At 36.6% G+C, this 25,598-nt stretch carries 25 protein-coding genes; 13 read left to right on the plus strand and 12 right to left on the minus strand.

What is annotated here, in order from left to right; genetic code table 11:
• The first annotated feature begins 10 nt into the window (after positions 1 to 10).
• Together ACQKNZ_RS02060 and ACQKNZ_RS02065 are read left to right on the plus strand one after the other, a co-directional pair.
• On the plus strand, positions 11 to 880 hold the full coding sequence (locus tag ACQKNZ_RS02060) for a GNAT family N-acetyltransferase (RefSeq protein ID WP_427657795.1): 870 nt from the start codon (positions 11 to 13) through the stop codon (positions 878 to 880).
• 523 nt (positions 881 to 1,403) lie between these two features.
• The gene (locus ACQKNZ_RS02065; protein ID WP_427657797.1) at positions 1,404 to 2,129 is read left to right on the plus strand and encodes a glycerophosphodiester phosphodiesterase; all 726 of its coding nucleotides are present in this window, start codon (positions 1,404 to 1,406) and stop codon (positions 2,127 to 2,129) included.
• Between the two features lie 473 nt (positions 2,130 to 2,602).
• Here the strand turns inward: ACQKNZ_RS02065 and ACQKNZ_RS02070 are convergent, their stop codons facing one another.
• From ACQKNZ_RS02070 to ACQKNZ_RS02085, 4 genes are all read right to left on the minus strand, one after another.
• Positions 2,603 to 3,610 (minus strand): FecCD family ABC transporter permease, encoded by a 1,008-nt coding sequence (locus ACQKNZ_RS02070; RefSeq protein ID WP_144539936.1) that lies wholly within the window; start codon positions 3,608 to 3,610, stop codon positions 2,603 to 2,605.
• Positions 3,607 to 4,605, minus strand: a complete 999-nt coding sequence (locus ACQKNZ_RS02075; RefSeq protein WP_154311596.1) for a FecCD family ABC transporter permease — start codon at positions 4,603 to 4,605, stop codon at positions 3,607 to 3,609. Before ACQKNZ_RS02075 ends, ACQKNZ_RS02070 begins: the two co-directional genes overlap by 4 nt.
• Positions 4,606 to 4,667: 62 nt before the next feature.
• Positions 4,668 to 5,597, minus strand: a complete 930-nt coding sequence (locus ACQKNZ_RS02080) for an iron-hydroxamate ABC transporter substrate-binding protein (protein ID WP_154311595.1) — start codon at positions 5,595 to 5,597, stop codon at positions 4,668 to 4,670.
• Positions 5,594 to 6,394, minus strand: a complete 801-nt coding sequence (locus ACQKNZ_RS02085; RefSeq protein ID WP_427657800.1) for an ABC transporter ATP-binding protein — start codon at positions 6,392 to 6,394, stop codon at positions 5,594 to 5,596. The genes ACQKNZ_RS02080 and ACQKNZ_RS02085 overlap by 4 nt, the downstream gene beginning before the upstream one ends.
• Positions 6,395 to 6,514: 120 nt before the next feature.
• Between ACQKNZ_RS02085 and ACQKNZ_RS02090 the strand changes: the two genes are divergently transcribed.
• Positions 6,515 to 7,555: an NAD(P)/FAD-dependent oxidoreductase gene (locus tag ACQKNZ_RS02090; protein WP_144539928.1), complete on the plus strand. Its 1,041-nt coding sequence runs from the start codon at positions 6,515 to 6,517 to the stop codon at positions 7,553 to 7,555.
• A 206-nt stretch (positions 7,556 to 7,761) separates the two neighbouring features.
• Here ACQKNZ_RS02090 and ACQKNZ_RS02095 read toward each other — a convergent pair whose 3' ends face one another.
• Entirely contained in the window at positions 7,762 to 8,784 is a 1,023-nt protein-coding gene (locus ACQKNZ_RS02095; protein WP_427657802.1) for a DUF2804 domain-containing protein, read from the minus strand.
• A 113-nt stretch (positions 8,785 to 8,897) separates the two neighbouring features.
• Between ACQKNZ_RS02095 and ACQKNZ_RS02100 the strand changes: the two genes are divergently transcribed.
• Entirely contained in the window at positions 8,898 to 9,389 is a 492-nt protein-coding gene (locus ACQKNZ_RS02100; RefSeq protein ID WP_144540060.1) for an amidase domain-containing protein, read from the plus strand.
• A gap of 428 nt (positions 9,390 to 9,817) precedes the next feature.
• Positions 9,818 to 10,408, plus strand: coding sequence for a GNAT family N-acetyltransferase (locus ACQKNZ_RS02105; RefSeq protein ID WP_427657804.1), 591 nt, complete (start codon positions 9,818 to 9,820; stop codon positions 10,406 to 10,408).
• Positions 10,409 to 10,523: 115 nt separating this feature from the next.
• Here the strand turns inward: ACQKNZ_RS02105 and ACQKNZ_RS02110 are convergent, their stop codons facing one another.
• Positions 10,524 to 11,375 carry a DegV family protein gene (locus ACQKNZ_RS02110; RefSeq protein ID WP_427657806.1) on the minus strand — a complete coding sequence of 284 codons (852 nt, stop codon included), beginning with the start codon at positions 11,373 to 11,375 and terminating at the stop codon, positions 10,524 to 10,526.
• A 73-nt stretch (positions 11,376 to 11,448) separates the two neighbouring features.
• A complete protein-coding gene (locus ACQKNZ_RS02115) occupies positions 11,449 to 12,030 on the minus strand; it encodes a glycerol-3-phosphate acyltransferase (protein ID WP_427657808.1) in 582 nt (193 codons plus the stop codon).
• Positions 12,031 to 12,218: 188 nt separating this feature from the next.
• Here ACQKNZ_RS02115 and ACQKNZ_RS02120 point away from each other — a divergent pair, with 188 nt between their 5' ends.
• The gene (locus ACQKNZ_RS02120) at positions 12,219 to 12,797 is read left to right on the plus strand and encodes a nitroreductase family protein (protein WP_427657810.1); all 579 of its coding nucleotides are present in this window, start codon (positions 12,219 to 12,221) and stop codon (positions 12,795 to 12,797) included.
• Here the strand turns inward: ACQKNZ_RS02120 and ACQKNZ_RS02125 are convergent, their stop codons facing one another.
• Both ACQKNZ_RS02125 and ACQKNZ_RS02130 read right to left on the minus strand, forming a co-directional pair.
• A complete protein-coding gene (locus ACQKNZ_RS02125) occupies positions 12,798 to 13,370 on the minus strand; it encodes a hypothetical protein (RefSeq protein ID WP_427657812.1) in 573 nt (190 codons plus the stop codon).
• A gap of 411 nt (positions 13,371 to 13,781) precedes the next feature.
• The gene (locus ACQKNZ_RS02130) at positions 13,782 to 15,179 is read right to left on the minus strand and encodes a dipeptidase (RefSeq protein WP_151111453.1); all 1,398 of its coding nucleotides are present in this window, start codon (positions 15,177 to 15,179) and stop codon (positions 13,782 to 13,784) included.
• A 233-nt stretch (positions 15,180 to 15,412) separates the two neighbouring features.
• On the opposite strand from ACQKNZ_RS02130, the gene ACQKNZ_RS02135 reads away from it, so the two are divergent.
• From ACQKNZ_RS02135 to ACQKNZ_RS02155, 5 genes are all read left to right on the plus strand, one after another.
• Positions 15,413 to 15,787, plus strand: a complete 375-nt coding sequence (locus tag ACQKNZ_RS02135; protein WP_427657814.1) for a VOC family protein — start codon at positions 15,413 to 15,415, stop codon at positions 15,785 to 15,787.
• A gap of 92 nt (positions 15,788 to 15,879) precedes the next feature.
• Complete coding sequence (locus tag ACQKNZ_RS02140; RefSeq protein ID WP_154311584.1) at positions 15,880 to 16,566, plus strand: cyclase family protein; 687 nt, start codon at positions 15,880 to 15,882, stop codon at positions 16,564 to 16,566.
• A gap of 507 nt (positions 16,567 to 17,073) precedes the next feature.
• Positions 17,074 to 17,979, plus strand: a complete 906-nt coding sequence (locus ACQKNZ_RS02145; protein ID WP_427657817.1) for a cation diffusion facilitator family transporter — start codon at positions 17,074 to 17,076, stop codon at positions 17,977 to 17,979.
• A 306-nt stretch (positions 17,980 to 18,285) separates the two neighbouring features.
• On the plus strand, positions 18,286 to 19,551 hold the full coding sequence (locus ACQKNZ_RS02150; protein WP_427657819.1) for a hemolysin family protein: 1,266 nt from the start codon (positions 18,286 to 18,288) through the stop codon (positions 19,549 to 19,551).
• A gap of 224 nt (positions 19,552 to 19,775) precedes the next feature.
• Entirely contained in the window at positions 19,776 to 20,324 is a 549-nt protein-coding gene (locus ACQKNZ_RS02155) for an RNA polymerase sigma factor (RefSeq protein ID WP_144540056.1), read from the plus strand.
• 298 nt (positions 20,325 to 20,622) lie between these two features.
• Here ACQKNZ_RS02155 and ACQKNZ_RS02160 read toward each other — a convergent pair whose 3' ends face one another.
• From ACQKNZ_RS02160 to ACQKNZ_RS02170, 3 genes are all read right to left on the minus strand, one after another.
• Positions 20,623 to 22,185, minus strand: a complete 1,563-nt coding sequence (locus tag ACQKNZ_RS02160) for an ABC-F family ATP-binding cassette domain-containing protein (RefSeq protein ID WP_144539906.1) — start codon at positions 22,183 to 22,185, stop codon at positions 20,623 to 20,625.
• Positions 22,186 to 22,390: 205 nt separating this feature from the next.
• Positions 22,391 to 22,573, minus strand: coding sequence for an SE1832 family protein (locus ACQKNZ_RS02165; protein ID WP_144539904.1), 183 nt, complete (start codon positions 22,571 to 22,573; stop codon positions 22,391 to 22,393).
• Between the two features lie 47 nt (positions 22,574 to 22,620).
• Complete coding sequence (locus tag ACQKNZ_RS02170; RefSeq protein ID WP_427657821.1) at positions 22,621 to 23,625, minus strand: hypothetical protein; 1,005 nt, start codon at positions 23,623 to 23,625, stop codon at positions 22,621 to 22,623.
• 112 nt (positions 23,626 to 23,737) lie between these two features.
• On the opposite strand from ACQKNZ_RS02170, the gene ACQKNZ_RS02175 reads away from it, so the two are divergent.
• Together ACQKNZ_RS02175 and ACQKNZ_RS02180 are read left to right on the plus strand one after the other, a co-directional pair.
• The gene (locus ACQKNZ_RS02175; protein ID WP_427657823.1) at positions 23,738 to 24,493 is read left to right on the plus strand and encodes an NAD-dependent epimerase/dehydratase family protein; all 756 of its coding nucleotides are present in this window, start codon (positions 23,738 to 23,740) and stop codon (positions 24,491 to 24,493) included.
• 228 nt (positions 24,494 to 24,721) lie between these two features.
• On the plus strand, positions 24,722 to 25,288 hold the full coding sequence (locus tag ACQKNZ_RS02180) for an NADPH-dependent FMN reductase (RefSeq protein WP_144539898.1): 567 nt from the start codon (positions 24,722 to 24,724) through the stop codon (positions 25,286 to 25,288).
• Positions 25,289 to 25,598: the final 310 nt, after the last annotated feature.

A 25,598-nucleotide genomic window follows, 5' to 3' on the forward strand; every position in this document is an offset into this window, starting at 1 on the left:
AAGTATGTACTTGGACATATCAGTTATGACTGTGTCAATTCCAGTTGACGGTGAAACGTTAGAGGAAATCAAGATATTAGTGGATGAAGCTACTCATGTAGATTTAATCAATTATAGTCATTTGTTAAACGTCACAGAGTTAACGGACTATTTTTTGAAAGGTTTTTGCATTTTAGCTTATAATGACGATTCAGACCAACTAGTCGGTATTTTAACTGCCATAGATCGATTAGGGACAATAGATTATGAATGGAGTGCCGTGGTACTCCCGAGTGCAAGAAAAGCAGGAATAGCAAGCAAAATGTTCCGGGAGCTCAATAGAAACTTAGAGCTAAGGGGAGCTACAGCCGATATCGCCCTAGTTCCTAGTACTGCGACGATTGGTCAACATATGCTGACAAGTAATGGATACTCTCATGAGATTTCAGAAATTACCATGGTCGCGAATACTTCTCCTGAACAAACGAAAAGTGAATTTGAAATAACTCCTTTTGTAAATGAAGGAGATGAGCTTATAAATGTTCTGAAGAGTGCATTTGGTGACACTCAAGAAGAAGCAAAAGAAATGATATCCTTTAATTTGCAAACCCCAAATAGAAAGCTGATGCTTGCAAAGCAAGCTAATAAAGTATTAGGTACTGCTACAACGGTAGATAACCAAGAACAGCTATGGATTACAGGTTTAGCGGTGCATAATGATGCAAGAGGTAAGGGAGTAGCAAAGGCTCTGTTAAATTGGTGCAAGCATGAGGCATACATTTTAGGGAAACAACAAGTTTATTTGGACGTAGAAACCGATAATGATATAGCACTATCAGTTTATCAAAAACAAGGCTTTCAAACAGCAGCGCATACTCTTTTTTATAGAAGAAAAAATTAAAGGAAAGGGTGGTCCAAGGAACTGGATCACCCTTTTTGTACAATGAATTAATAACACTAATCGAGTTGAACACGGAAGATTAAGATAACATTTACAAAGTCTAAACATAACCACTATATTCTTTTCATACTATCACTATAAGATGAATGTATAAACATTCAATCGTAAAGGAGAGATCTTATTGGGGTTAAACGAACATCATGTAACAATGAAAAATTCAGACAAAAGGTTACATTCAATGCGGATTACCCACGTAAAACAAAAAATTCAAATCACTCTACAATGGATGATATTAAAAAAAACTCGTCCACCTAAGCGTAAATACATAAAGGTTCCACCGAGAATATAGAACCTGCCTCTTTATATAAGAGGTTTTTTTGAAGAGAAATTACATTTATCTCTCTTTAGCAAGTCGCATTTTTTAAACAAAGGTTAGGTTAGTCAGGACACGATAATAAAATCCATTTACATATTGTTCCATCAAAAGATATACTAACTATAACAAATATGAGGGAGGTATATTATGAAAATTTACGCACATAGAGGCTCATCTGGAACGCATCCTGAAAACACTATTGCGGCCTTTAAAGCAGCAGCAGCTTTACCTGTACATGGAGTAGAATTTGATGTTCATATGACAAAAGATGGAGAACTTGTAGTTATCCACGATGAGAAAATTAATCGAACTTCCAATGGACAAGGTTATGTGAAGGATATGACGCTAGCGCAATTAGAATCCTACGATTTTGGTGCATGGTTCTCATCAAAATTTAAAGGTGAAAAGATCCCCACTCTAAGAGAAGTTTTATATGTGTTTAAGGATACTCATCATCATATTAATATTGAATTGAAGTCTGACGTTTTTCCATACGAAGGAATGGAAGAGAAAGTAATCAATATGTTAAGAGATTATAGATTAGTAAATCGTGTCGTTGTTTCCTCCTTTAATCATGAAATGATACAAAGTTTTAAAGAGAAGGCTCCAGAGGTGGAGACAGCTATCTTATTCATGGAAGTGATGGTGGCCCCACATTTATATGCGGAGGCTGTAGGAGCGGATGCCTTGCACACTTTCTTTCCGACGGTATTTAGAAGAATGGGACAAGAAGCAGTAGCAAGTGGAAAAAAAGTACGTGTCTTCACTGTAAATGAAGAGGCTTATGTGGATATGTTAATGTCAGTAGGAATAGATGCCATTTTTACTGACTATCCAAAGAAAATGCTAGACTACTTAAATAATCGAAAATAATAAAAAAGATAGTGTGAAATCACACTATCTTTTTTATATAGACATTCTAAATAGATCAAGACCTAATGCTCATGACGTTTTTATTGAGCGGAGAAATTTATAAATAATATATTACCATTACGGACAAATCTGGTGTTGAAAGTTACAAAACAACCTTTGAGGTTACATTTACAATTTGATAGCCATAACCAAAGCGCAATTACTATTCTTAAAGCTCGAAGATATTCTAGTTTAGTGAACTAGAACAAAAATGAAATAATTATGTAGTAGCTTGTTTTGTTGCAAGCAATTTATTTCTTGTTGATTGGAGCGACAGGCGGCGACTCCAACGGGATGAGTGAGACAGATAAGACATCCCAAACGACGCGTAAGCATCGGGGATGGCTTATCGCTCACCCCGCGGAAAGCGTCCGACTAAAGCGGAAATCACTCACTTTGATTTAATATACATATGCTTTTTCTAAAAAAATCATTTATTTCCTTAATAACAAATACATAAAGTAAGGTGCGCCTATTAACGCGACTACAATTCCGGTAGGGATGCCACTAGGCTCGATAACATTTCTTCCAATAGTATCTGCTAACAGAAGCAACCAGCCACCTAAAAGAATACAAATAGGCAAAAACAGCTGATGACGTGGGCCTACAAGAGACTTTGCTATATGTGGAGCCATGAGTCCTATAAAAGCAATTCCTCCAGTTACACTAACTGCTGACGCAGCTAGAGCTACTGCTACTAAAAGAAAAATAATACGTTCTTTTTCAATAGAGACGCCTACTCCAATTGCAGCGGGCTCACTTAAACCTAAGAGATTTAGGCGATTAGCACGATACATAGTAAAAGGAACTAAAACAATGAGCCATGGAAGAAGAGCTAAAATGAATGGCCAATCAGCTCCCCATATATTACCTGCTAGCCATTTAGCTATAAAGTCGACCTTTTGCGTTTCCGCAGAGGAAATAATAACAATCATTAATCCCGAAAGAGCCATTGAAAAACCAACACCAATGAGAACTAAACGAACAGGCTGCAATCCAATTTCTCGATTATAGGAAAAAATATAAATGACAAATGCTGTTATTAAAGCTCCTAAAAATGCTACAAGAGGAAGCATATATATGAAGGAGCCAGGCTGTATAGGAAAGTAGAGAAAGAAAACAGCAATTGCAACACCAGCCCCAGAATTTATCCCAATTATTCCGGGATCAGCCAAATCGTTCCTAGTAACTCCCTGCAAAATTGCACCGGATAGAGCTAAAGCCATTCCGGCTAATAAGGTAATAATAATTCTAGGTAAGCGAACAGAAAAAAATACAAATTCCTCTTTAAAAGACCCATTCCCTAGAATAGTTGGCAACAACCGGTTAAAGGATAGGGAAGAGTAGCCGATTCCAGCGCTTAGAAAAGCCGTTAATAAGATTAAAGCAAGAAGACTAAAAAATAGTATTCGTTGTTTTTTTATTGTTTTTGGATGAATCATTGAAATACTTTACCCCCTTTTCGTACGATGATTAGAAAGAAGGGTAAGCCCATTATAGCAATGATTGCAGCAACAGGAGTCTCATAAGGCATATTTATGGTGCGCCCAATCGTATCGGCAAGAACCATAAGAATGGCTCCTACTATTGCTGACATAGGGATGATGAATCGATAATCCGTTCCAACAATAGCTCGAACTATATGTGGAACCATCAGCCCAACAAAAGCCATGTTCCCTACAAGTGCCACCGAAGATCCAGCAAGTAAAATAACCACTATGAAGAGTACCATTTTCACTAAAAGTATTCTTTGCCCAAGACCAACTGCTACCTCTTCATTTAAACTTAAAATTGTTAGCTGTCTGGAAAGAAGCAGTGAAACCAATATCCCTAAAATAATAAAAGGGGAGATTATTTGTAGCTGACTCCAAGATGTACCTATTAAGCCTCCTGAAGTCCACATAGACACATCCTTAGAGATTTTAAAATAGATACCTACTCCATCTGCAATTGCATACAGGAAAGCAGAAACTGCAGCCCCCGCAAGAACAATACGTAAAGGAGAAAAACCTCCTTTTCTTGCTGCCCCTATACTAAAAACCATGATGGCCCCCACAGCAGAGCCTATAAAGCAGGCGATTGTAATACCCAAGTAATTGGTTGCAGGAAGAAGGGCAATAGTTACCGCTAACGCAGCATTTGCTCCTGAGGTCAGACCTAACAAACCAGGATCTGCTAAAGGATTTCGTGTTATACCTTGCATAATAGCTCCTGAAATTGCCAGAGCAGCCCCTACTAAAACTGCTCCAACTTCTCTAGGAAGACGTATTTCTCGCAGTATATTAATAGAATCACTTTTGATAGTAGAGAAAACAGCATTCCATACATCCTGCACAGTTGTTTGAGCAGCTCCGAGCACCAAAGCTAAACAAAACACAACAATAAGCAACAGGCCCCCGATTAAAAATTTTAAACTGAAATGCGCAGAAGATTTCATATTATTATTCCTTTCCTAACATGAAGAAGGAGGAATTCCTAATATGAATCCCTCCAACATATTTATTTACTGTTCAAAAATTGTTCTTTAAAAAATTCTAGCTGATTATCTAATGAAATTGGATCGTTGAAATAAAATTCTTCTGCATTTGCCTCAAAGACACGTCCGTTTTTTACTGCAGGAATATTTTTATATACATCTGTTTCTTGGAAAGAGTTATCTTGAGTGGAAACCTTGCTGAAAATGATATAGTCTCCCGCATATTCAGGCAGAACTTCTAATGATAAGGCATAATATCCATCCTTTAAAGCCATTTCCTGCACTTTCTTAGGCATTGCTAGATTCATTTCCTGATAGAGAATTTCTGTCCCTCGTCCCCAGTTATCGCCGAAAACATAAATTTGTTTGTCAAAATTTTCAATGACAGAAACAGTTGCATCTTCCCCAATTTTTGCTTTTATTTCTTCGCCAGCTTTTTGTGCACGCTCTTTAAAATCATCAATCCATTCCTGAGCCTCTTTTTCCTTGTTTAATAACTTTCCTATTTCTAATTGCTGTTCCAGGTAGTCTACTTTTCCATATGTGAAAGTTACTGTAGGAGCAATCTCTTTTAATTTATCAAGATTTTGAGCAGTGGAAAGTCCAATGATTAAATCAGGATCTAATTCAATAATTTTTTCCAGATTTTCTTCTGAAATCTCTTCTACATCCGCAAAGTATTCATTAAATTGAGGATTTGATTTAGCCCAAGCGTCCACACCAACAATGTTTACTCCAAGTGAAGCTACATTTCCCGCATAGGTAGAGACTACTACCACACGTTTCGGATTTGCAGGAACTTCGATAGGGCCTTCCTCGGATTCATATGTAATAGTATCAGTTTCATTTTTATCATTATTGCTATTTGCGTCTGTATTACTAGACTCATCACTATTACAAGCAGCTAATGTTAATATAAGTAAAATTAAAAACGGCATTAATAGCTTTTTCATTTTTTATATTCTCCCTTAAGTAAGTTATAAGTGATGCACATAGGTTTATTTGTTCGGGGATCTTTACCTATTTCTGCATCAATTTGGAACACATTTCTTAACACATCTTTTGAAATAACTTCATTGCTATCTCCGGCTTTAACAATTTGTCCACCTTTTAGTGCAATTATATAATCAGCAAAACGAGCCGCCTGGTTTAAATCATGTAAAACCATTACAATTGTTCTCTTTTCTTGTTGATTTAATTTTTGTAAAAGCTCTAATACCTCTAATTGGTGTGCCATATCCAGATAAGTGGTTGGCTCATCTAAAAAGATGATTTCGGTTTCCTGTGCAAGAGCCATAGCAATCCATACTCTTTGGCGTTGTCCGCCTGAAAGTGAATCTACTGGTAGATATTTAAAATTGATCGTCCCAGTTACTTCCAAAGCCCAATCAATTACTTCATAATCTTTTTGGCTTAGGCGTCCAAATCCATTTTGATAGGGGAATCGACCATATGACACAAGCTCTCCAACTGTGAGTCCACTTGCACTCTCAGGAGTTTGCGGAAGGATCGCCATCTTTTTAGCTAGTACTTTAGTGTTTTCCCTTGAGACTGTTTTGCCATCTAGAACAATGGAGCCAGAGTGATGGGGAATAATCCGAGTGATAGCTTTTAGTAGGGTGGATTTTCCACAGCCATTAGGTCCGATAATCGTCGTAATTTTTTGATCGGGAATCTGTACAGAAAGATCCTTCACTATGAGTTTTTCGCCGTAACCTATAGACAAATCCTCTGTAAAAAGGCGAACCATTTCAAAACCTCCAAACTAACAGTTGATAAAATTAGTGATAACGATTATCATTATCATAAAGAAACTATATGGAATTTTTGGACAGAAGTCAACAATAACTTTTAGAGGAGACTAAAGCATATGCAGGATGTATTTGATGTAACAATCATTGGTGGTGGTCCAGCAGGATTATATTCAGCTTTTTATAGTGGATTACGAGAAATGAGGACAAAAATTATTGAATTTCAGCCTCAGTTGGGCGGAAAAATACATGTATACCCTGAAAAAATGATATGGGATGTAGGGGGACAGCCTCCTATATCAGGTGAACGTTTGATAGGTCAGCTGGTGGAGCAGGGGCTAACGTTTAATCCAGAGGTTGTATTAAATGAAAAGGTAGAATCCATCACCAAAAGCAATGAAAAGATTTTTTGCTTAACAACTGCATCCGGTCAAGTCCATTACTCTAAGACGATTATCCTCGCTATCGGAGGTGGGATTCTTAATCCACTTAAGTTGGATATAGAAGGGGCAGAACGTTTTGAAGTAAGTAATTTAAATTACACTATTAAATCTAAACGTCGCTTCAAGGATAAAACGGTTATTATCTCTGGCGGTGGAAACTCTGCGATTGATTGGGCAAACGAGCTGGAGCCAATTGCAAAAAAGGTTTATGTTACTTACAGAAAAGATGCATTAAACGGACATGAGGCGCAAATTACTCAATTGATGAACAGTACGGTCACCTGCTTATTTAATACGTCTATCTCTAAATTAATTGCGTCGAATAACCATGAAATTATCGAGCAAGTGGCGTTGACGAATAATGAAACAGGAGAAGTGAACTTCTTAGACATTGATGAGGTAATTATCAATCATGGCTATGAAAGAGACGCGGAACTTATTGAAAATAGTACAGTCAACATTGCGGTAAAGGATGAATATTACGTAGACGGTACAAGTACAAGCGAGACATCCGTAGCAGGCATTTATGCCGCTGGGGACATATTAGCTCATCCCGGGAAGCTCCATTTAATAGCGGGTACATTTCAGGACGCAGCTAACGCTGTAAACCGTGCAAAACGTTTTATTCAGCCAGATGCCCATAGTGCAGCAATGGTTTCCTCTCATAATGAGATTTTTAAAGAAAAAAATAAACAAATGCTTGAGCTACTTATTTAAAAAGTGAAGTTCTATTATTACTAGAGTGAACAGAAAGATAGCTTATCAACTAACAAAAGGATCGTAGCCTGCATTTCTTTAGAATCCTTTAATAATATTGTTCATTTCATGTAAAATTGTTGGCATGCTGAAATTGATTTAAATATATATGTTTTAGACAAGAGGGTGCAAAAGAATTAATTCTTTTGCACCCTCTTGTTTATATCTTACCATTTGGCCTTATGCTCTTCTATACATCCAAGCATCTGTAGAATCTGTAAAGTTGGGCCATCCTCCAATTGGATTTTTCCATTGTAGTAACCCATCATCTGGTTTACTTCTGATGAAACCAGTTTTGCATCTGTCTTAGCTACTCTATGGAAGAAGGGGGTAAAGGTTAAATCTACATCATTAGAAAACTTCGTTTTAATCGTCCATGGTACCATGAAGTCATTTGTTTGATAGTGAAAAATCAAATCCTCATGAATCTTCGTTAAGATTCCATCTACAATCACAGCATTTTCAGTCATACCTGTTCCGTCAGTCCATTTACCTCCAAGGTTTAAGCCAATTCGTTTTAAGCCTACACGTTGTGAAGCAAACCCCCAGTTCCATGTTGCTTGACGCGGCCAGACCCCTCTTCCATAGTCCAAGACTGCAAAGTTGTCATGCTCCTGAAGGTGATAGCAGGAATCTCCCATTTTTACAAAACCCTTGGTAGGTAAGAGGTGGTGCTTTGCGGTAAATTGAAATTGAGTTCTATTCCAAGGAATCACCACATTCAGGGAATCATCGTCTGGTGGATGGGTGATATGTATGTCAGCGTGTAACATTTCTCCATCAAAATTAGGAACAGTAACTGTCATATGGGTCTCATTTTGAATATACAAAAGTTGGATGGACATTTCCTCCGAATGAAGGTGAACGCTTTCTAATACCTGATCAGGCATTTTAACTTTATTGCCTAAGGGAATGGTTACGGTCTTTTCAACAAAGCGTTGTGTTTCGTAATTCAGGAAATAGACAAAGCAGACGGCTGCGTAGTCTAAGTGGCTAATAGTTGCTGAGAATAGAATTTCATCTCCAAACACACACCAGTAATTCCACTTTTTCTTCCGCATATAATGACCCTTTAAGTTACTTTCAATTATTGGCTTTCTAGCAAAACCTATTGCCTTGGGATTTAGATTCCCTTTATCATCGCATAGCAAAGTCGGCGAGGTGATTTCCTTTTCTGCATGTTGTCGCATAAGCCAACTTCCTTTCCTAAAATATAAATTGAATTCACAAAAAATTTCCAGTTACCTTCATACTAGCATATATTTTAGATGAATACATATAAACAGAATAGAAGGAGGTGGAAATTTTGGTAAAATATAATCGACAAGCAGCAGTTCAGTACGCGGAAACATGGTGGAATAGCTATAACCCTAATTTTCCTATTTTTGATGTGGACTGTACGAATTATATTTCTCAATGCTTGCTCGCTGGAGGCGCTCCTATGAGAGGGCAGCCTAATAGGCAGAAGGGTTGGTGGTTAGGAAACAATACATGGAGTCTAAGTTGGTCAACACCCCATTCTTTACGCTGGTACCTAGCTGGCTCTACTATTGGGCTACAAGCCAAACAAGTGAATTCAGCGCAAGAACTGATTCTTGGAGATCTAATATTTTATGATTTTGAGGGAGACGGCAGATGGGATCATTCAACAATCGTAACACGTATTCAAGATGGAGTACCCTACGTAAATGCGCACACTAATAATAGTAGAAACAGGTACTGGGACTATCATGACTCATATGCTTATACATCAAATACAAAATATATATTCTTCCATGTTAAGGACGATTTCTAAGGGGTTTTATAAGGAGGAGAAAAGGGAGGGCGAATAAAACGCCCTTTCTTTTTATTTGTTTATATGACTGATTAGCAACTAGTCGTGATTATTATGATTATTGAAATTGACGATTTCTTTCAACAAGTTCTACTTACGTGTAAAAAGTGTTCAAAACAGCGACTAAAGCAAAAGTACCTCAATGCTAAAGAATTAGTATTAGAGACAAGTAATCTTACAAATGTATTTTCAGACTTCAAAATTTTGAACAAATACCTTATTCCAACAATATAAAAGTTGATTTTGTAATTGATACTGATACAGATAGGATTTACTCACCCTCTTATTAAACTAACTGGACCTTTACTTCTAGAACTCCTTTTTCAACAGCCGGTTGAATATTATGTTAATATTAGTTTAAACAGATATAGAGGGGGGAATTTACATTTATGATAAAAATCGTCGGGCAAAAAGTTGAATTGAAAGAGGCTAACCAACAAGATATTGATGACTTATATTATTGGAAGTATGAAGATAAGAAACAAGAAGCGAAGAAATGGAATGGCCCTTACATACCTGAGACTAAAATAACAAAAGAAGAGTTTAAAATAAATTGGGATAAAGATTATGAAATTGCACCCAACACTCCTAATTCATTAATCATTTTTGTAGGAAATAAATTAATTGGAACGGTAGGCTCTTATTGGGTAGATAAAAACACTAATTGGTTAGAAACTGGAATAGTCATTTATGATAAGAATTACTGGAATGGTGGCTATGGAACCGAGGCTTATAAACTCTGGATAGATTTCTTATTCAGTTCTACTGATTTACATAGGTTAGGAATGTCAACGTGGTCAGGTAATGTAAGGATGATGAAGGTAGCAGAAAGAATTGGGATGAAAGAAGAAGCACGAATAAGAAACGCTAGAATGGTTGACGGGGAATATTTTGATGCAATTAAGATGGGAATGTTACGAGAAGAATGGGAAGAAAAACAGGGAATTGATAAATCTAAAGCATCCTTTTTAATGCACTAACGGGTGCTTAATTAAAAAATGGACATCAAAATGGAATGAGCTTGGAGATATATTCTCCAGCTCATTTTTTATGGCTTTTCAAAATCAAACCTTAGCTTTAATATGGCATGAAGATTTAAGGGGCGTACCATAATACTGCAATTGTATCCTCCCCTGCGTGTACTGCTAGTGAGGTACTTATTTCTCCTATAACTATGTCTAATTGTGGACAGTGAAGCAAAAGGGCTTCTTTTAAATCATTTGCTTGTTGTAGGGCATTGGCATGCATAATATAAATCGTCTTACTTCCTTCATTATTTGCTGAATCAACCACTTTATTGATTAAATACTGAATTGCCTTTTTATGTGATCTAACTTTATCGAGCTCTTGTAATTCGCCTTTATTGTTTATCTGTATTACAGGTTTTATTTTTAACAGAGTGCCTAAGTAAAACTGAGCGCTACTTAACCTTCCACCTTTATAAAGCTGCGTAAGATTCCCTATTAAAATATAATTTTTGAATTTATTAGCCTCTGTCTTTAAATAGGCTACTATTTCTTTGTAAGGAATTCCATCTTCATCAAGCTTCATTCCCTTTTCTACCAGACCGGTAATCCCTGCTGATAGAGAAAGAGAATCGATACAATCAACTTCTACTTGGGCAATTTGCGCTCCAGCTACAGACGAGGAAAGGGTACCACTTAAGCTTTGTGAAACATGAATGGCGATAATAGAGCTATATTCGGTGCTTAGTTTTGTATACAATTGAGCAAATTCTCCAGCTGAAGGCTGTGAGGTTTTTATGGAATCAGCCCCGTTTCTGATTCGCTCATACAACTGCTCTGACGTCAAATCGACACCATCGACAAATTGTTCCGTTCCAAAGTGAATGTTGATAGGTACAACATATACGTCTGGATGATTTCTTAATAAATTACTTATATAAGCACTGCTATCTACTACCCATGCGATTTTTTGTGAGGTCATTACTTACATCCTATCTATTTTAATTTTAATCATAATTAGGAAATCATACTCCTGTTAAATTCTTCAATATCAATTAATTTAAATTGGATTTGTTCCACCAACGTTCATGCCAGGAATCTACTACATCATGTCGGTGTTTTATTAGAATGATTATAATTATTAAGGAAAGAGGGGCCAAATCTTGATATTCCGGTATAACTAAACATAGAATACCGTATGCACTAAAGGCTAAAATCATGCTTAATGTTGCACTGCGGATAACGGAAAGTAAGAGTAGAAAAACGACTGCCAGCATTCCGAACAAAAAAGGGTTAAGAGCAAGTGACACCCCTATAAAGGTAGCAATTCCTTTTCCTCCTTTTCCTTTTAACCAAAGGGGGTAAAGGTGACCAATTATAACGAAGAAAGCCCCGGTAGCAATAGTAAGGGTAGAGAAATCTAAAACATAGCCTACATAAAGAACTAGAATCCCTTTTAATGCATCACCAACGAAGGTTAAACCAAAGGCTGCCTTCCCTAAAACTGCGCCAGCATTCCTAGCGCCGAGGTTGCCACTGCGTTCCGTCCTTAAATCTGTATTTTTCCACTTACCGACCCACCAGGCTGTAAGGAAATTACCAACAAAATAGCTGAAAATCCAGTAGAGTAGGAGCAATGTATCACCTCAAAAATGTTAGTAATGTATTAATACACAAAAGAAAAAATTCCCATTTGTTTTATTTTACACTAAGATTTAAAGTAACGTTACATAAAACTAGGTAACAACTGAAAGACTTTTAAACTCTGATATAAATTGGTATGATTGAATGGATGAAAAAGACTGACAATTAAGAGGGTGTAATAATGAATGAACAATCATTGACGGTAAAAGATGCAATTATTCAAAGAAGATCTATAAAATTATTTAATGGACAGCCTGTAGACAGAGAAGAGCTACTATCTATTATGGAGGATGCCCTATGGGCGCCTAATCACCAGCTAAGACAGCCATGGCGCTTTATCGTCGCATGTGGGTCAGAATTAAATGAATTACATGAGCTGTTAAAAGAATATGGGATACCGAAATGGCATGAGCTTTCAGATGATGCCTTAGAAAAACAAATGCAAAAGTATAAAAATCCAGGTGGTTATGTATTTGTTATTGTTCCGGAGGATGCACGCCAAAAGGAACGTTTAGAGGATTATGCTGCAGCTAGCATGCTTGTTCAAAATATCCAACTGTTAGCATGGGATCGAGGCATCGGATCATGCTGGAAAACACCAGGATTCCTAGATAATCCAAAATTTCGTGAATCTTTAGGAGTAAAGCCAGGAGAACGTATCATTAGCATGTTACAGGTCGGTTATTATGACGAGGCTCCTAAACCAAAACCACGAAAGAGTATAGAAGAAGTTATCACATTCTTTGGAAACGAGAACTAACTAATATTGAGGCGAGTAAGAATGGGGGGCCCCATTCTTACTCGCCTTGTTTTTATAGTAAGGGGGGGATTTACCGCCTTCGCTATGAAGAGAAACTGAATTCCTATTGACTATATATGAAACAGAATAGGTCCCATTTACATACCCTTTTTCCAAGGTTTCTGTAAATGTAACGAGATACTGATCATCACCTATTTTTCTAGCAGATGTTTTTCTAGATACGTTAAAACCTTCAATGTTACCGCTCCATTTATCCTTCCCTTTTGGAAAGTTACTAGAAATAGTGTCTTCTCCAGATGTTGCAAGTGCAATAGCCTCTTCACTAGTAAAAGGTGGACGAGATTCAGAAATTAGGGAGAAAAATAACCAGAGAACCACAGCAAGAGCAATCGGAGAAAGAAATCCAAAGGTAATATGGCGGCCGTCCAAATTTTTAGTATATAACCATCTATCAACTATGCTGTATATGAGGGCAGGAACAATACCTAAAAAAATAAGGTCTAATTTCTGGTAAAAGAATAGACCACCAAAAAGAGCATTAAACAAAATATATAACCAATTATACTTGGGCATTTTTTTCTTAAGATAAATTCTAGGAGGAGGGAGACAGGTGTGCCATATATAAGTATGATGAATCCGCTATAGAAAAATAAAATCAAAGCCCAAGCTATGAACTCTTCACCACGACTATACGGCGGAATAGAATCATTGCCAATCAAGTTATAAGAAGAAAAAATTAAACCAAAAATCATTGCAGTAATAACAGGTGTAATAACCTTCCTAGCAATTAGCTTTATGCCTTGTACTTGCATTTGAGTACTCTCCTTCTATATGGGATATTAATCCATTTAATAAATAATTATACATTAGGAGGATAATAAAAACACATGAATTCAAAAAGAATCCATGTGCTAAATTATATTATTATTATTATTATTATTATTATTATTATTATTATTATTATTATTATTATTATTATTATTTTTATTTTTTTAATTCTTCTTTTGATAGGCTAGACAGTTCATTATAGTAATCACCAATAACACGTAATCCTTTATCAAAATTCTCTAGATGGAAATGCTCATTAGGAGCATGGAAGTTTTCTGTAGATAATCCGAAGCCCATCAATACTACTGGTAGTTCAAGAATTTCATCGAAAGCTGCTACGATTGGAATTGATCCACCACCGCGAGTATAAGCAGTTGGTACAGCATATATTTTTTCGTAGCTGCGACCTGCTGCTTGAATAGCAGGATGGTCAAAAGGTGTGATGAAAGGTTTTCCTTTATCAAATTCAGTTACTTTCACTGTTACACCGGCTGGTTTATGCTTTTCAATATGTGCTTTCAGTTTTGTAACAATTTCTTCAGGATCCTGATCTGGTACTAAGCGACAAGTAATTTTTGCTCCTGCCTCGCTCGGTAATACAGTTTTAATACCTTCCCCAGAGAAACCACCAAATATCCCATTAATTTCGAGAGTTGGACGTGCCCAAACACGTTCTAGATGAGTATATCCTTTTTCACCAAATAACTCAGTGACGCCAACTTCTTGTTTCAGCTCATCCTCGTTGAAACCAAGAGCAGCGTATGCTTCACGTTCTTCTTCCATTAAAGGACGAACATTATCATAGAAGCCCTCTACTTCGATGGTACCTTCTTCGTCACGGAAAGACTCTAAAATGGAGACTAACGCATGGATGGAGTTTTGTACGCCGCCACCGTATAGTCCAGAATGTAGATCGCCTTTTGCACCTTTTACATCAATTTGAACACCACATAAACCACGTAAACCATAACAAACTGCAGGTTGCCCAGGTCCTTGCATACCTGTATCGGAAATAACGATTACATCTGCTGCAAGCTTATCTTTATTGCTTTCGATGTACTCTTCTAAATTAGGGCTGCCAACCTCTTCTTCGCCTTCTATTAGGAACTTCACATTGACAGGTAAGGATCCCTCAAGTTCAAGAAGTGCTTCGACAGCTTTAACATGCATAAATACTTGACCTTTATCGTCACTAGCACCACGTGCATATAGCTTGTTATCGCGTACCTCTGGATTAAATGGTTCAGATTCCCAAAGGTTCAAAGGGTCTACAGGCTGAACATCGTAATGTCCATAAATAAGCACAGTTGGCTTGTCCTCCGCATGTAACCAATCAGCATACACTACTGGATGCCCCTTTGTTTCATCAATCACAATATTTTCTAGACCAGCTTGCTTAAATGAATCTGATAGCCATTCTGCACCCTTTTGCATATCGGCTTTGTGCTCTGATAAGGATGAAATGCTTGGTATACTAAGAAATTTTTTCAATTCTTCTAAGTGTTTTTCTCTTTTTTCTGCAAAGTAATTGTCTAAGATTGTTAGTTGGCTCATGGATCCATCCTTCTTTCTAAAGATATAGTAAAAACAGTATAGCATAAGTTTTGTGACAACTAAATAACTCGGAGAATCTAGTGACGCTAAGGTTTTAGAAGAGATATATGATTATCATTAGAAGTACCAAATAGAGAAATATAAACATTTAGAAAAGAAAGACTATATTTAAAAGGTATTTTGTTTACGTTTAAAGAATAGTAATAAAATTACAATATCAGGGAGGAATACAATTGTTTGAAAATCAAACTATTTTTAATGGCAATGTAGTTGTTTGGTACTTTGTGAAGGATTTATCGGCTTCAGTGGATTGGTATACAAACATATTAGGTATCAAACCTTCTAACAACATTGATGTTGCATACTTTTTCCCTATAAATGAAAATACAAAACTAGCAATTAGTAATCGTTTCAAAGCAAGTGATTCAAATGTGTTGCCTAAAAGTGTTGCTTTGGATTTGCAAAGTGATCACGTTTTCGAGACGCACCATCTATTGAAGGAAAAGGGAGTTCAAGTCCAAGAGATTGAAAATCCTGTATTAAATTATCATGAGTTTTATTTTAAAGATTTAGATGACAATTTAATTAGGGTACACGGTTTTGCTTAAAGAGGGAGTATCCTTCTAGGTGCTATCTACAAGAAGATAATATTCACTCTAATTATAGAATCTACAAATAAATATATAGGGAGCGTGCCAGAATGAAGAAACATGTTGAAATTGGTTACCCGATTTATGAAGGAATGCCCGTTTATCCAGGTTTACCGGAAGTGAAATTAGAGCCGAGAGAACGTTTGGAAAAAGGAGATGACTGGAATGGTAGCGTATTGAGCATGTATCTTCACGCTGGGACGCATGTGGATGCCCCCTGGCATCATTTAAATAATGGCAAGGGAATAGACGCTATTCCAATTGAAGACTTCATTTACCAAAATCCGTTGTTAATCGATTGTCCAGTAGGTCCAAACGGCTTTATCACTATTGAAAAGCTAGAGGAATATGAAGAATTGAAGGAAGCTGATATTCTAATTTTTAATACTAGCCACTGGAAATATCGTGAAAATGATTTCGAAAAATATGCTAATAACTTCCCATCTGTTTCACCGGATGCAGCCGAATATATACGGACGAAATTGCCGAACTGTAAAGCTGTAGCCATTGATACCTTAAGCATTGAAAACTTAACAGAAGCGAAAGAAAATGGCTATTTTGTCCACCATGCTTTCTTAGATCATGAAAGATACGAGGAACCGACAATGCTTATCTATGAAGACATCAATCCTGAGCCCTTAATAGGCAAAAAGCTCATTTCTGCTTTTACAGCACCTTTACGTATCAAAAATCATGATGCATCTGTTGTTAATGTAGTGGTCCAAATTGAAGAATAAAAAAATGATGTGTACTACTTTATAAAAGTATAGAAGGGTATATGCAATTTCAACTCTTATAGTACAAAAACTCTTCAATATACAAGATTCGAATATCATAAAAAAGAACAGTGAAAGTAACCATTTAAAATTGAACGCCACAAACCTAATCTATATCTAACAAGGGACAAGATGATTTAAAGTTTTACACACGAAAATTTATCGTGTTAATTTTAGCGACAGAAGTATTACATGGGGATGGCTTATCCTTCACACGTTTTGTTATGTTTTTTCAGAAAGAATTTATGTGGAAGTCATTCTATGTATTACATGTTCACGATTTTCCTAATTAACTGGATTCGTTTATAAAGTTTCAAAAATGGAAATTCAAGAGTACTACACGTAAAACTATCTTTAAATACGAACAAATGCTATAATGAAAAAACTAACTATAGAGGTTACCCATTGTCGTTTAGGCAATGGGTAGCCTCTTTCGTGTTTTTAGGGAAGTTGCGGAGGGGAAACATTTTGGAGCTATACACAAACTTGCGCGCAGGTGAAAAAGGCGCATACTTATCTATAGTCACATATATTGTGTTAAGTGTATTTAAATTAACAGTTGGATATTTCGGAAATTCAGAGGCATTACGTGCGGATGGTCTTAATAATACTACAGATATTATTGCATCCGTGGCAGTACTGATCGGGCTACGTATTTCACAGCGACCACCAGATGATGACCACCGTTATGGCCATTTTCGTGCAGAAACAGTAGCCTCTTTAATAGCTTCGTTCATTATGATATATGTAGGGATCGAGGTACTGATCTCAGCTGTAGAAAATATGTTACATCCGACAAATGAAGATCCGGAAATAATAACAATCTTTGTGTCACTTATAAGTGCCGCAATTATGTTTGCTGTATATAAATACAACTACAAGCTAGCTGAAAAAGTAAAAAGTACTGCTGTAAAGGCTGCTGCTTACGACAATCGTTCGGATGCTTTTGTAAGTATTGGAACAGCAATTGGTATTGTAGCGGCAATTATTGGATTCCCTATAATTGATACAATTACAGCTTTTATCATTGGAGTTATTATAATCAAAACAGCAATAGATATTTTTAAAGAAGCTGTATATCTATTAACTGATGGATTTGATAGTAAATTCTTAGCCCAAGTCCGTGCAGAAGTGGAAAATATGGCGCAAGTTCGTGAAATTAATGAAATTCGCGGTCGTCAGCATGGAGGTATGATGTTAATTGATATTACTATTAGTGTCAATCCACATTTAAACGTTAGGCGCTCACATGATATCTCCGATAGAATTGAAAAACGGATAGAATCATTAAATAGTCAGGCGGTAACCTTTGTACATATTGAACCGTATGATCCAAAGGAAATCGTCATTTCTGAAGATGACTATCATTTTTAAATCAGGCTTTCTAAAAGGTGTATTTTTTCATAAGAGTATTTACTTCGTTTACGCTGCTAGCCTATAGTCCGCTAAAGGAGTAGAAAATTTGTTTATTAATGAACTAAAACACCTTGAAGTCTAGTGGGGAAGAGTTTACAAATAGGAAATTTTTCATCCCTTTTTCTCATTTATTTTGTGGAAACATAGGCTTGGACTTTTTTATTCCATAGCTTTTGAATCGCGTTTGTTTTGTGACAACTAAAATGACAGTATGCTATAGTTATAAGAAGAGATTTGAACGTGAATAAATAGGAGGATATAAAATTGTACATAGAATTTGTACTTTTAGCTGTGTCTATCGTGGTTTCCTTTTTTCTTTCAGGAAGCGAAACAGCATTAATGACAGTAAATAGGACCAAGGTCCAGCTGAAAGCTGAGCAGGGGGAGGTAGCAGCAGTAAAATTACTTGCCCAGCTGATGAAGCCGGACCGGATGATTATTACTATCCTCATTGGTAATACAGTAGCAAATACATCCATGACGTTACTAGCCATATTGATAGCGGATTATTATGATTTGCATATTGGTTGGTCTGTAGTAGTTGTAGCAGCATTTATTATATTATTTTGTGAGGTATTGCCTAAGACGATCGCTGCAACTTTTTCAGAAACGGTTGTCTACATGGTAGCTCCTTTTATAAGATTCTTAGTGGCAATACTTCGACCAGTGACCTTCTTGATTGCTGAGTTTACGAATATGCTAATCAGAATAGGATCAAATGGTGCAGTAAAAGAGACAATGATTACAAAGGAAGAGCTGCTATCAATGGTGGATCTAGCATCAAATGATGGCACCTTCGAGGTAGAGGAGTCAGAGAGAATAAGAGGGATTCTAGATTTCCCAAATAAGGATGTCTCAGATGTTCTCTGTACTCATAGAACAGACGTAGTAGGTATCCCAATCGAGGCAACCTATGAGGAAGTAAGGGATACAATTTTAGAGCATTCGTACACACGCTATCCTATATATGAAGATAGCTTAGATACAATTGTTGGGATGTTTTATTCTAAAAAACTAATAGAGTGGTCGATTGAGCCATCTCTTATTCTAGAAGATATAATTGATAAAGAGCCATTGTTTGTAGTACAAACGCTAAGTGTGGAAAAAGTGTTTAAGCTTATGCTCAATCATAAGAAGCATATGGCTATTGTATTAGATGAATATGGCGGTACTCTTGGTATTGTGACTCATGAAGATTTAATAGAAGAGATGATTGGTCAAGAGATTGAGGATGAAACGGATGATGATGAAGAAATTCTTCTATTTGAATCATCCGAAAGCCAAATTGTATGCTCTGGACGCTTTGAAATTGAAGAGCTAAATGAAATGCTTAAGCTTGCTATTGAAACAGAGAATGATACAATAGGCGGGCTCGTTTTAGAGCAGCTTGGTCATGTGCCAGAAGAAAATGAAAAATTCCGTTTTGAAAACCTTTATATAGAAATAAATGAAATGGAGCGCAATAGAATCGTCCGGGTAACAATTACTAAGGACACAGAAGATGCTTCAAATGAAACACAAGAGGATTAATTTCTCTTGTGTTTTTTTGTACCCCAAGATTTTGCACGCCGCGGAACGCACCCGCCTAAAGCGAAAATCAATCATCTATAGTTAGTACTTATCTTGAAACTTTCTAGTACGTTTTTATGGTTTCTTACACGTTTGTAATTTTTCTGAAAGAGAATCCGATGGAGGGTAAGGTTATGGTTTGGCATTATATAGTTATAAAGAAAAGCCAACCGGAGGATATTAAAATGCAAATTACAATTGAAAATATATACGAAGAATATAACCGTTACATATATTATTTATGTTTGAAACTAACAAAAAATCCTGTAGAGGCAGAAGACTTAATGCAAGAGGTATGGATGAAAGTTGTAAGGTACGAGTCTTATATGAAGGAAGTAGATCATATTAAAGCATGGCTGACTACTATTTGTATGAATACATTCCGCGATCGCTATCGTAAGCAAGTCAGACGTAGTAAATACGTAGCCAACCAACCAGAGCAATTAGATATTTCCTTGCTTGACCTCATCGCATCAGACGTTTTATCTGTAGAGGAGCAGCTGGAAAAAGAAGATGTTTGCGAAATTGTTCGTACAAAAATTTCTGAGCTAGATGCCATTTACCAAAAAACTGTAATGTACTTTTACGTTCATCAATTTTCACTGAATGAAATTGCTGAGGTCATGAAGGTTTCTATTGGAACAGTAAAATCACGATTATTCAGAGCAAAACAGCGCTTAAAGGAAATGATTATGAATGATGAAATGGCAAAAGAATCGTTAGCTTTTGCTTAATCTAAGGAAGCACTTACAAATAAGAGACGTGAAATCGTGTCATAGGTTTCACGTTTTATATTTTTTTAGTAAGGCTTTTTGAATTTCATCGATTATTATCTTAAGCGAACGAGCTTGGGGAAACAATTCCAAGCTCGTTTTTCCTGTTAATTTCTTTTTCATATCGCAGTTAGAAAATCTTAACAGAGGAAATGGCAAATACATAAGATGAATTTAAAGAAAAAGTACCAAAGAACTCAAAAAATCTGATCGTGATACATCTCACGATCAGATTTTTTATATCTATTAGGTCAAAATCTTACTCTTCAATAATTTCTTTTCCTGTAGAGAACCACTCTTCTACATTCCAAACTTTTGTAACTAAGCCCTCATAAAATTCAGGCTCATGGCTGACAAGGACAATCGTGCCCTTAAATTCTTTCATCGCACGTTTTAATTCTTCTTTTGCATGGATATCTAAATGGTTGGTCGGTTCGTCAAAGATTAGCCAGTTACTTTCTTCCATCATCAGCTTACATAAACGGACCTTCGCTTGCTCACCACCACTTAAACTGGAAAGGGGACGAGTAATGTGCTCACTTTTCAGGCCAGTGCGTGCTAAGGCTGCTCGAACCTGACTTTGCTCCATGCTTGGATACGTTTCCCACACAGACTCAATTGGTGTAATGTTACCAGCTTTTACTTCCTGTTCAAAGTAAGAAGGGAATAAGAAATCTCCGCGGATCACTTTACCACCAATAGGAGGGATTTTCCCAAGCATCGTTTTTAGTAAGGTAGATTTACCAATTCCGTTCATCCCGACAAGGGCAATTTTTTCTCCACGCTCAATCGTAAACGTTAAAGGTGGAAGAAGTGGCTTGTCGTAACCAATCTCTAAATGCTCCGCTTCAATTACATAACGCCCAGAGCTACGAGACTCCTTAAAGCCAAACTCTGGCTTTGCTGCTGTCTCCGGACGGTCAATGCGCTCAATACGATCCAATTGTTTTTGGCGAGATTTAGCTCGTCCCGTTGTTGAGTATCGTGCTTTGTTTTTTGCTATGAATTCCTCTTGTTTTTTTATGAAATCCTGTTGTTTTTCATAAGCATCAAGATGCTGTCTTTTATTTAGCTCCGCAAGCTCTAAAAATTTCTCATAGGAAGCAGTGTAGCGTGTAAGCTTCGAAAATTCTAAATGGAAAATGACATCTACAATTCCATTCATGAATTCTGTATCATGGGAGATCAATAGAAATGCATGTGGATAGTTTTTTAGATAGTTGGATAACCAGTTAACATGCTCTTCATCTAAATAGTTGGTAGGCTCATCTAGTAAAAGAACCTTTGGCTTTTCCAATAAAAGCTTGGCAAGTAAAACCTTTGTACGCTGACCCCCGGATAGTGCCTCAACTGGGCGATCTAATCCAATTGCATCTAAACCAAGTCCTCTAGCTACCTCTTCTATCTTCATATCTAATGAGTAGAAGTCACCAGCATCTAATGCGTCTTGAATTTCTGCCATCTGTTCAAGCAATACTTCTAATTCCTCAGGTGTGGCATCACCCATTTTTCCAATAATCTCATTCAGCTCTTCCTCTTTTTTATAAAGAGGTAAGAAGGCATCACGAAGTGTATCGAACATAGAACGACCTGGCTGTAAACGTGTATGCTGATCCAAGTATCCATAATGAGTACCAGGCAGCCATTCTACTCGACCTTCGTCATATATAATTTCTCCAGTTAAAATGCTCATCAACGTTGATTTTCCAACACCGTTTGCCCCTACAAGTCCTACATGCTCACCTTCAACTAAGCGAAAAGAAACCTCTTTAAATAGTGTGCGATCTCCGAATGTATGTCCTAAATTTACTACGTTTAACATATGATTTTTTCCTCCAAAAAGAAAGCTCGCAAACGAATAAAACAATAATCTTTTCTGTATCTCTGCTCAAAAATGCATCGCAAAGATATTTTTTTCTGTATATGCTCTACAGAAGTTACAGACAGGAATAGTTATGAAATCAACCCATCGAGGGACGGATTTTACATATTCTATTTCTCCCGTCTGCAAACAGAAAAAATATGTTTTACAGTTCAGCGAGCTGTTTGTTTAGTTCTGCAAGGTCTTCTTCCATTTTAGCTAGTCTACGTTCAGCATTTTCTACTTGAGTAGGATGTCCGTTAGATTCAAGCTTTTCCATGTCGCCTTGTAATCGAATATAGTCCATTTTCAACTCAGCAATTTGTGCTTGTAGCTGTTGTTTTGTCATGAATGTTCACCTTCAGCTTTTTGCTTCATTGTAGCATAAATATTAACTTAATGCGCAATTTCTTCTTCCTCTTTTTTTGAGACTATAACTTGCTCTATAAGTCCAACAACTTCTTCTAAATGGTTGCTAAAATCAAGCTGCTTTTGTTTGTACTTATAAGCATTTTTACGATTTTCATGAAGAATGATCTCCATCACAGCATTTTGCAGATAGGATTGTTTAATTTTTCTTCCTAGACCGAGGTTAGCGAAGCCATGTTTTTCTGTAGGGAACCCATAGTTAACCTCTTCTTCATGTGCGCATAGGATTATACAAGGAACATTAAATTGTGAAACCAAATAAGGGACATAGGATCCAGAGCTTATAACGATGTCGCTTAAGGGAATATAAATTTCTGGTTCATTGGTTTTTATAATGCCAATGGATTTTCGCGTAAGCGCGAAACGCTTTAGCTCAGTCACATCGTGCTTGTATTGGTCATTCACAAGAACGCTAATGCGTAATGGAATATGAAGCTGAACAAGATGTCTTAGTGTACGGTACGTTAAATTTTCAGGGTCTTCATGTGGAAAAGCTACCACTATATGCGGGGGAAGGTCCGGCATGTTATTATTTTTATAAACAATCTTGTGTACTGGTATATAGCCGATTGGACCATAAACGTAGTTTTCCTTTGAAATCTCTTTAGGAGTTTCATAGAGTGCTTGAAAGACGATGTCTGCAAGCATACCACCATCTCCATGATCATCAAAATGAATAAGGGAACGGTTATCCCTTTTTAATCTTTTAATAAGATCCTTCTCGGAATTGCCGCTATCATGAATAATGCAATCCGGTTGGAAGGAATTCATTTCTGCCACTAATTGAGCATTCGTTTTATACAAACAGGGCTTAATCTGCTGTTTTTCTAAGTAGTTAATCAGGCTTGTATTAGAAGCAGGCACAAAAACTTTATTTTCCTTCGCCTTCATTGCAGAAATCAGACTGTTTGCACGATCGGCAGGATATAATCCTCGATGAGGCAATGTGTTTAATAGGTAAGCTAGTTTCAAGTTTCATCATCTTCCTTTCCGACATATTCTTTCTATTGTATGGAAAAGGACAGGGGTATATGACAATACATTCAGGAAAGGTGCAGTCTTGCATTAAGAAGGGGGTATAAAAATGGCAAAGCGAACGGCTATAGTTGTGGGAGCGACTGGGTTTACGGGTCAGTTTTTAGTAAAGCAATTATGTGAGAGTGAAGAATATGCAGCAGTGTCTATTATTACAAGGAGAAAGCCGGAATACGATCATCTAAAGCTAGACGTAAAAATAAAGGATTTTAATCGACTAGAGGAAGAGGATTTAGAAATCGCGGATGATTTATTTTGCTGCTTAGGAACAACGATAAAAAAAGCAAAAACAAAAGAAAATTTTCAAAAAGTAGATTTAGAGTATCCTCTTCAAATTGCTTCCTTAGCGAAAAAAAGAGGGATACCTAATTTTTATGTCATCTCTGCAGTTGGTTCAAACAAAAAATCTCCTTTTTTCTACAGTCAGGTGAAGGGACGATTAGAGGAAGAGCTAATAGAGCTCAATATGCCGAGTCTCTCTATTTTTAAACCATCCTTGATAATTGGTGGGAGAGAGGAATTTAGACTGGGTGAACGTGTTTCCGAAGGGTTATTTAAAGTGCTAAATCCAGTGTTTGTTGGTCCCTTAAAAAAAATGAGAGCGATTCATGGGAGACAGCTAGCTTATGCGATGTATCACTATGCGCTTTATGGAAAGAAAAGCAAAGTAAATATATATCAAAATATAGATATTATAAATGCTAGACCAATAGAGACAACAGAAGATCAGCCTATATCTAGAGAAGAGCTATTTAACTGGGAGAAAAGAGAGGGTCTCTTTGTAGAAAAGGAAAAACAGGAGTAGGGGATATAGAGGTAAATATGTAATTGTCGTTCATGCAAAAAGTGCATATACTGCATTAATCTATGTTTATCCCGCTTTTAGACGGGTTAATACTGGGAATTGCCCAGAAGAAAAAAGGAAACAAGCTTTCTCAGTCAAAAGGATGAACTTCATCAAACAGAAATTTTCTACTAAAATGGGGCTATTTTTTTGATATAATAAAGAGCGAAAAAAGGAGGTTCTGTTAAGGTGAAAATTCTATTGGTAGACGGAACGATTATCGGGACGAAAACAGGTGTGTTATTAGAACAAGTGAAAGACTATATAGAAGAATTAAATAAAGACTACACTTTGGAAATCATTAAGCTTTCTAACTATGAGCATCAATTTGTAGACGGTCGACCATTTCAGCAATATAACGATGATATGAAGCTATTGGTCAGCAAATTCGATCAGGCAGACGGGTTTATTTTTGCTACGCCTATCTTTCAAGGGTCTATTCCAGGCGTATTAAAAAATACTTTCGACTTCTTGCATCCAAAATCGATGCGTTACAAGCCGGTTTCCATTGTTGCTAATGGTGGGACTTTCCAACATCATCTAGTAGTAGAAAACCAACTAAAGCCAATACTTGACTACTTTAAATGCTTAGTTACTCCAAACTACGTTTACACTCAAACAAGCCACTTTGATGAAAATAATAAAATTATTGATAAAGATGTCCATGTTCGTTTGAAAGAGCTTGCTCGCGTGTTTGTTTTATATGCTGACATGAGTCAAAACCTGACAAAAGAGGCAACGATTCGTATTAATTAATATGGCTCTCCGTATCATCCATGTGAGCTTTATGACTGGGCTCAAATTGATGACCTTGGATTAAATAAATGAATAAAAAATTATTGTAGCTTAATCAAAGCCCCCAGCTGGGCTAACTATTGAAAAAAATTCATTTTATGACCGGATAGCAGTGATTTATAACCGGATAAAAATATTTATGACCGGATAGCTCGAATTTACGACCGGATAGAAAAAATTATGACCGTTGGGTGAAATAAGCTCATAATTTCTTCTTAGGTGAAAGCGCAAACTCAGACTATAAACAAACTCAAAGAAATTTGAAGTTTGT

It is taken from the genome of Psychrobacillus sp. NPDC093200 (assembly GCF_050280345.1).
Taxonomy (GTDB): domain Bacteria; phylum Bacillota; class Bacilli; order Bacillales_A; family Planococcaceae; genus Psychrobacillus; species Psychrobacillus faecigallinarum.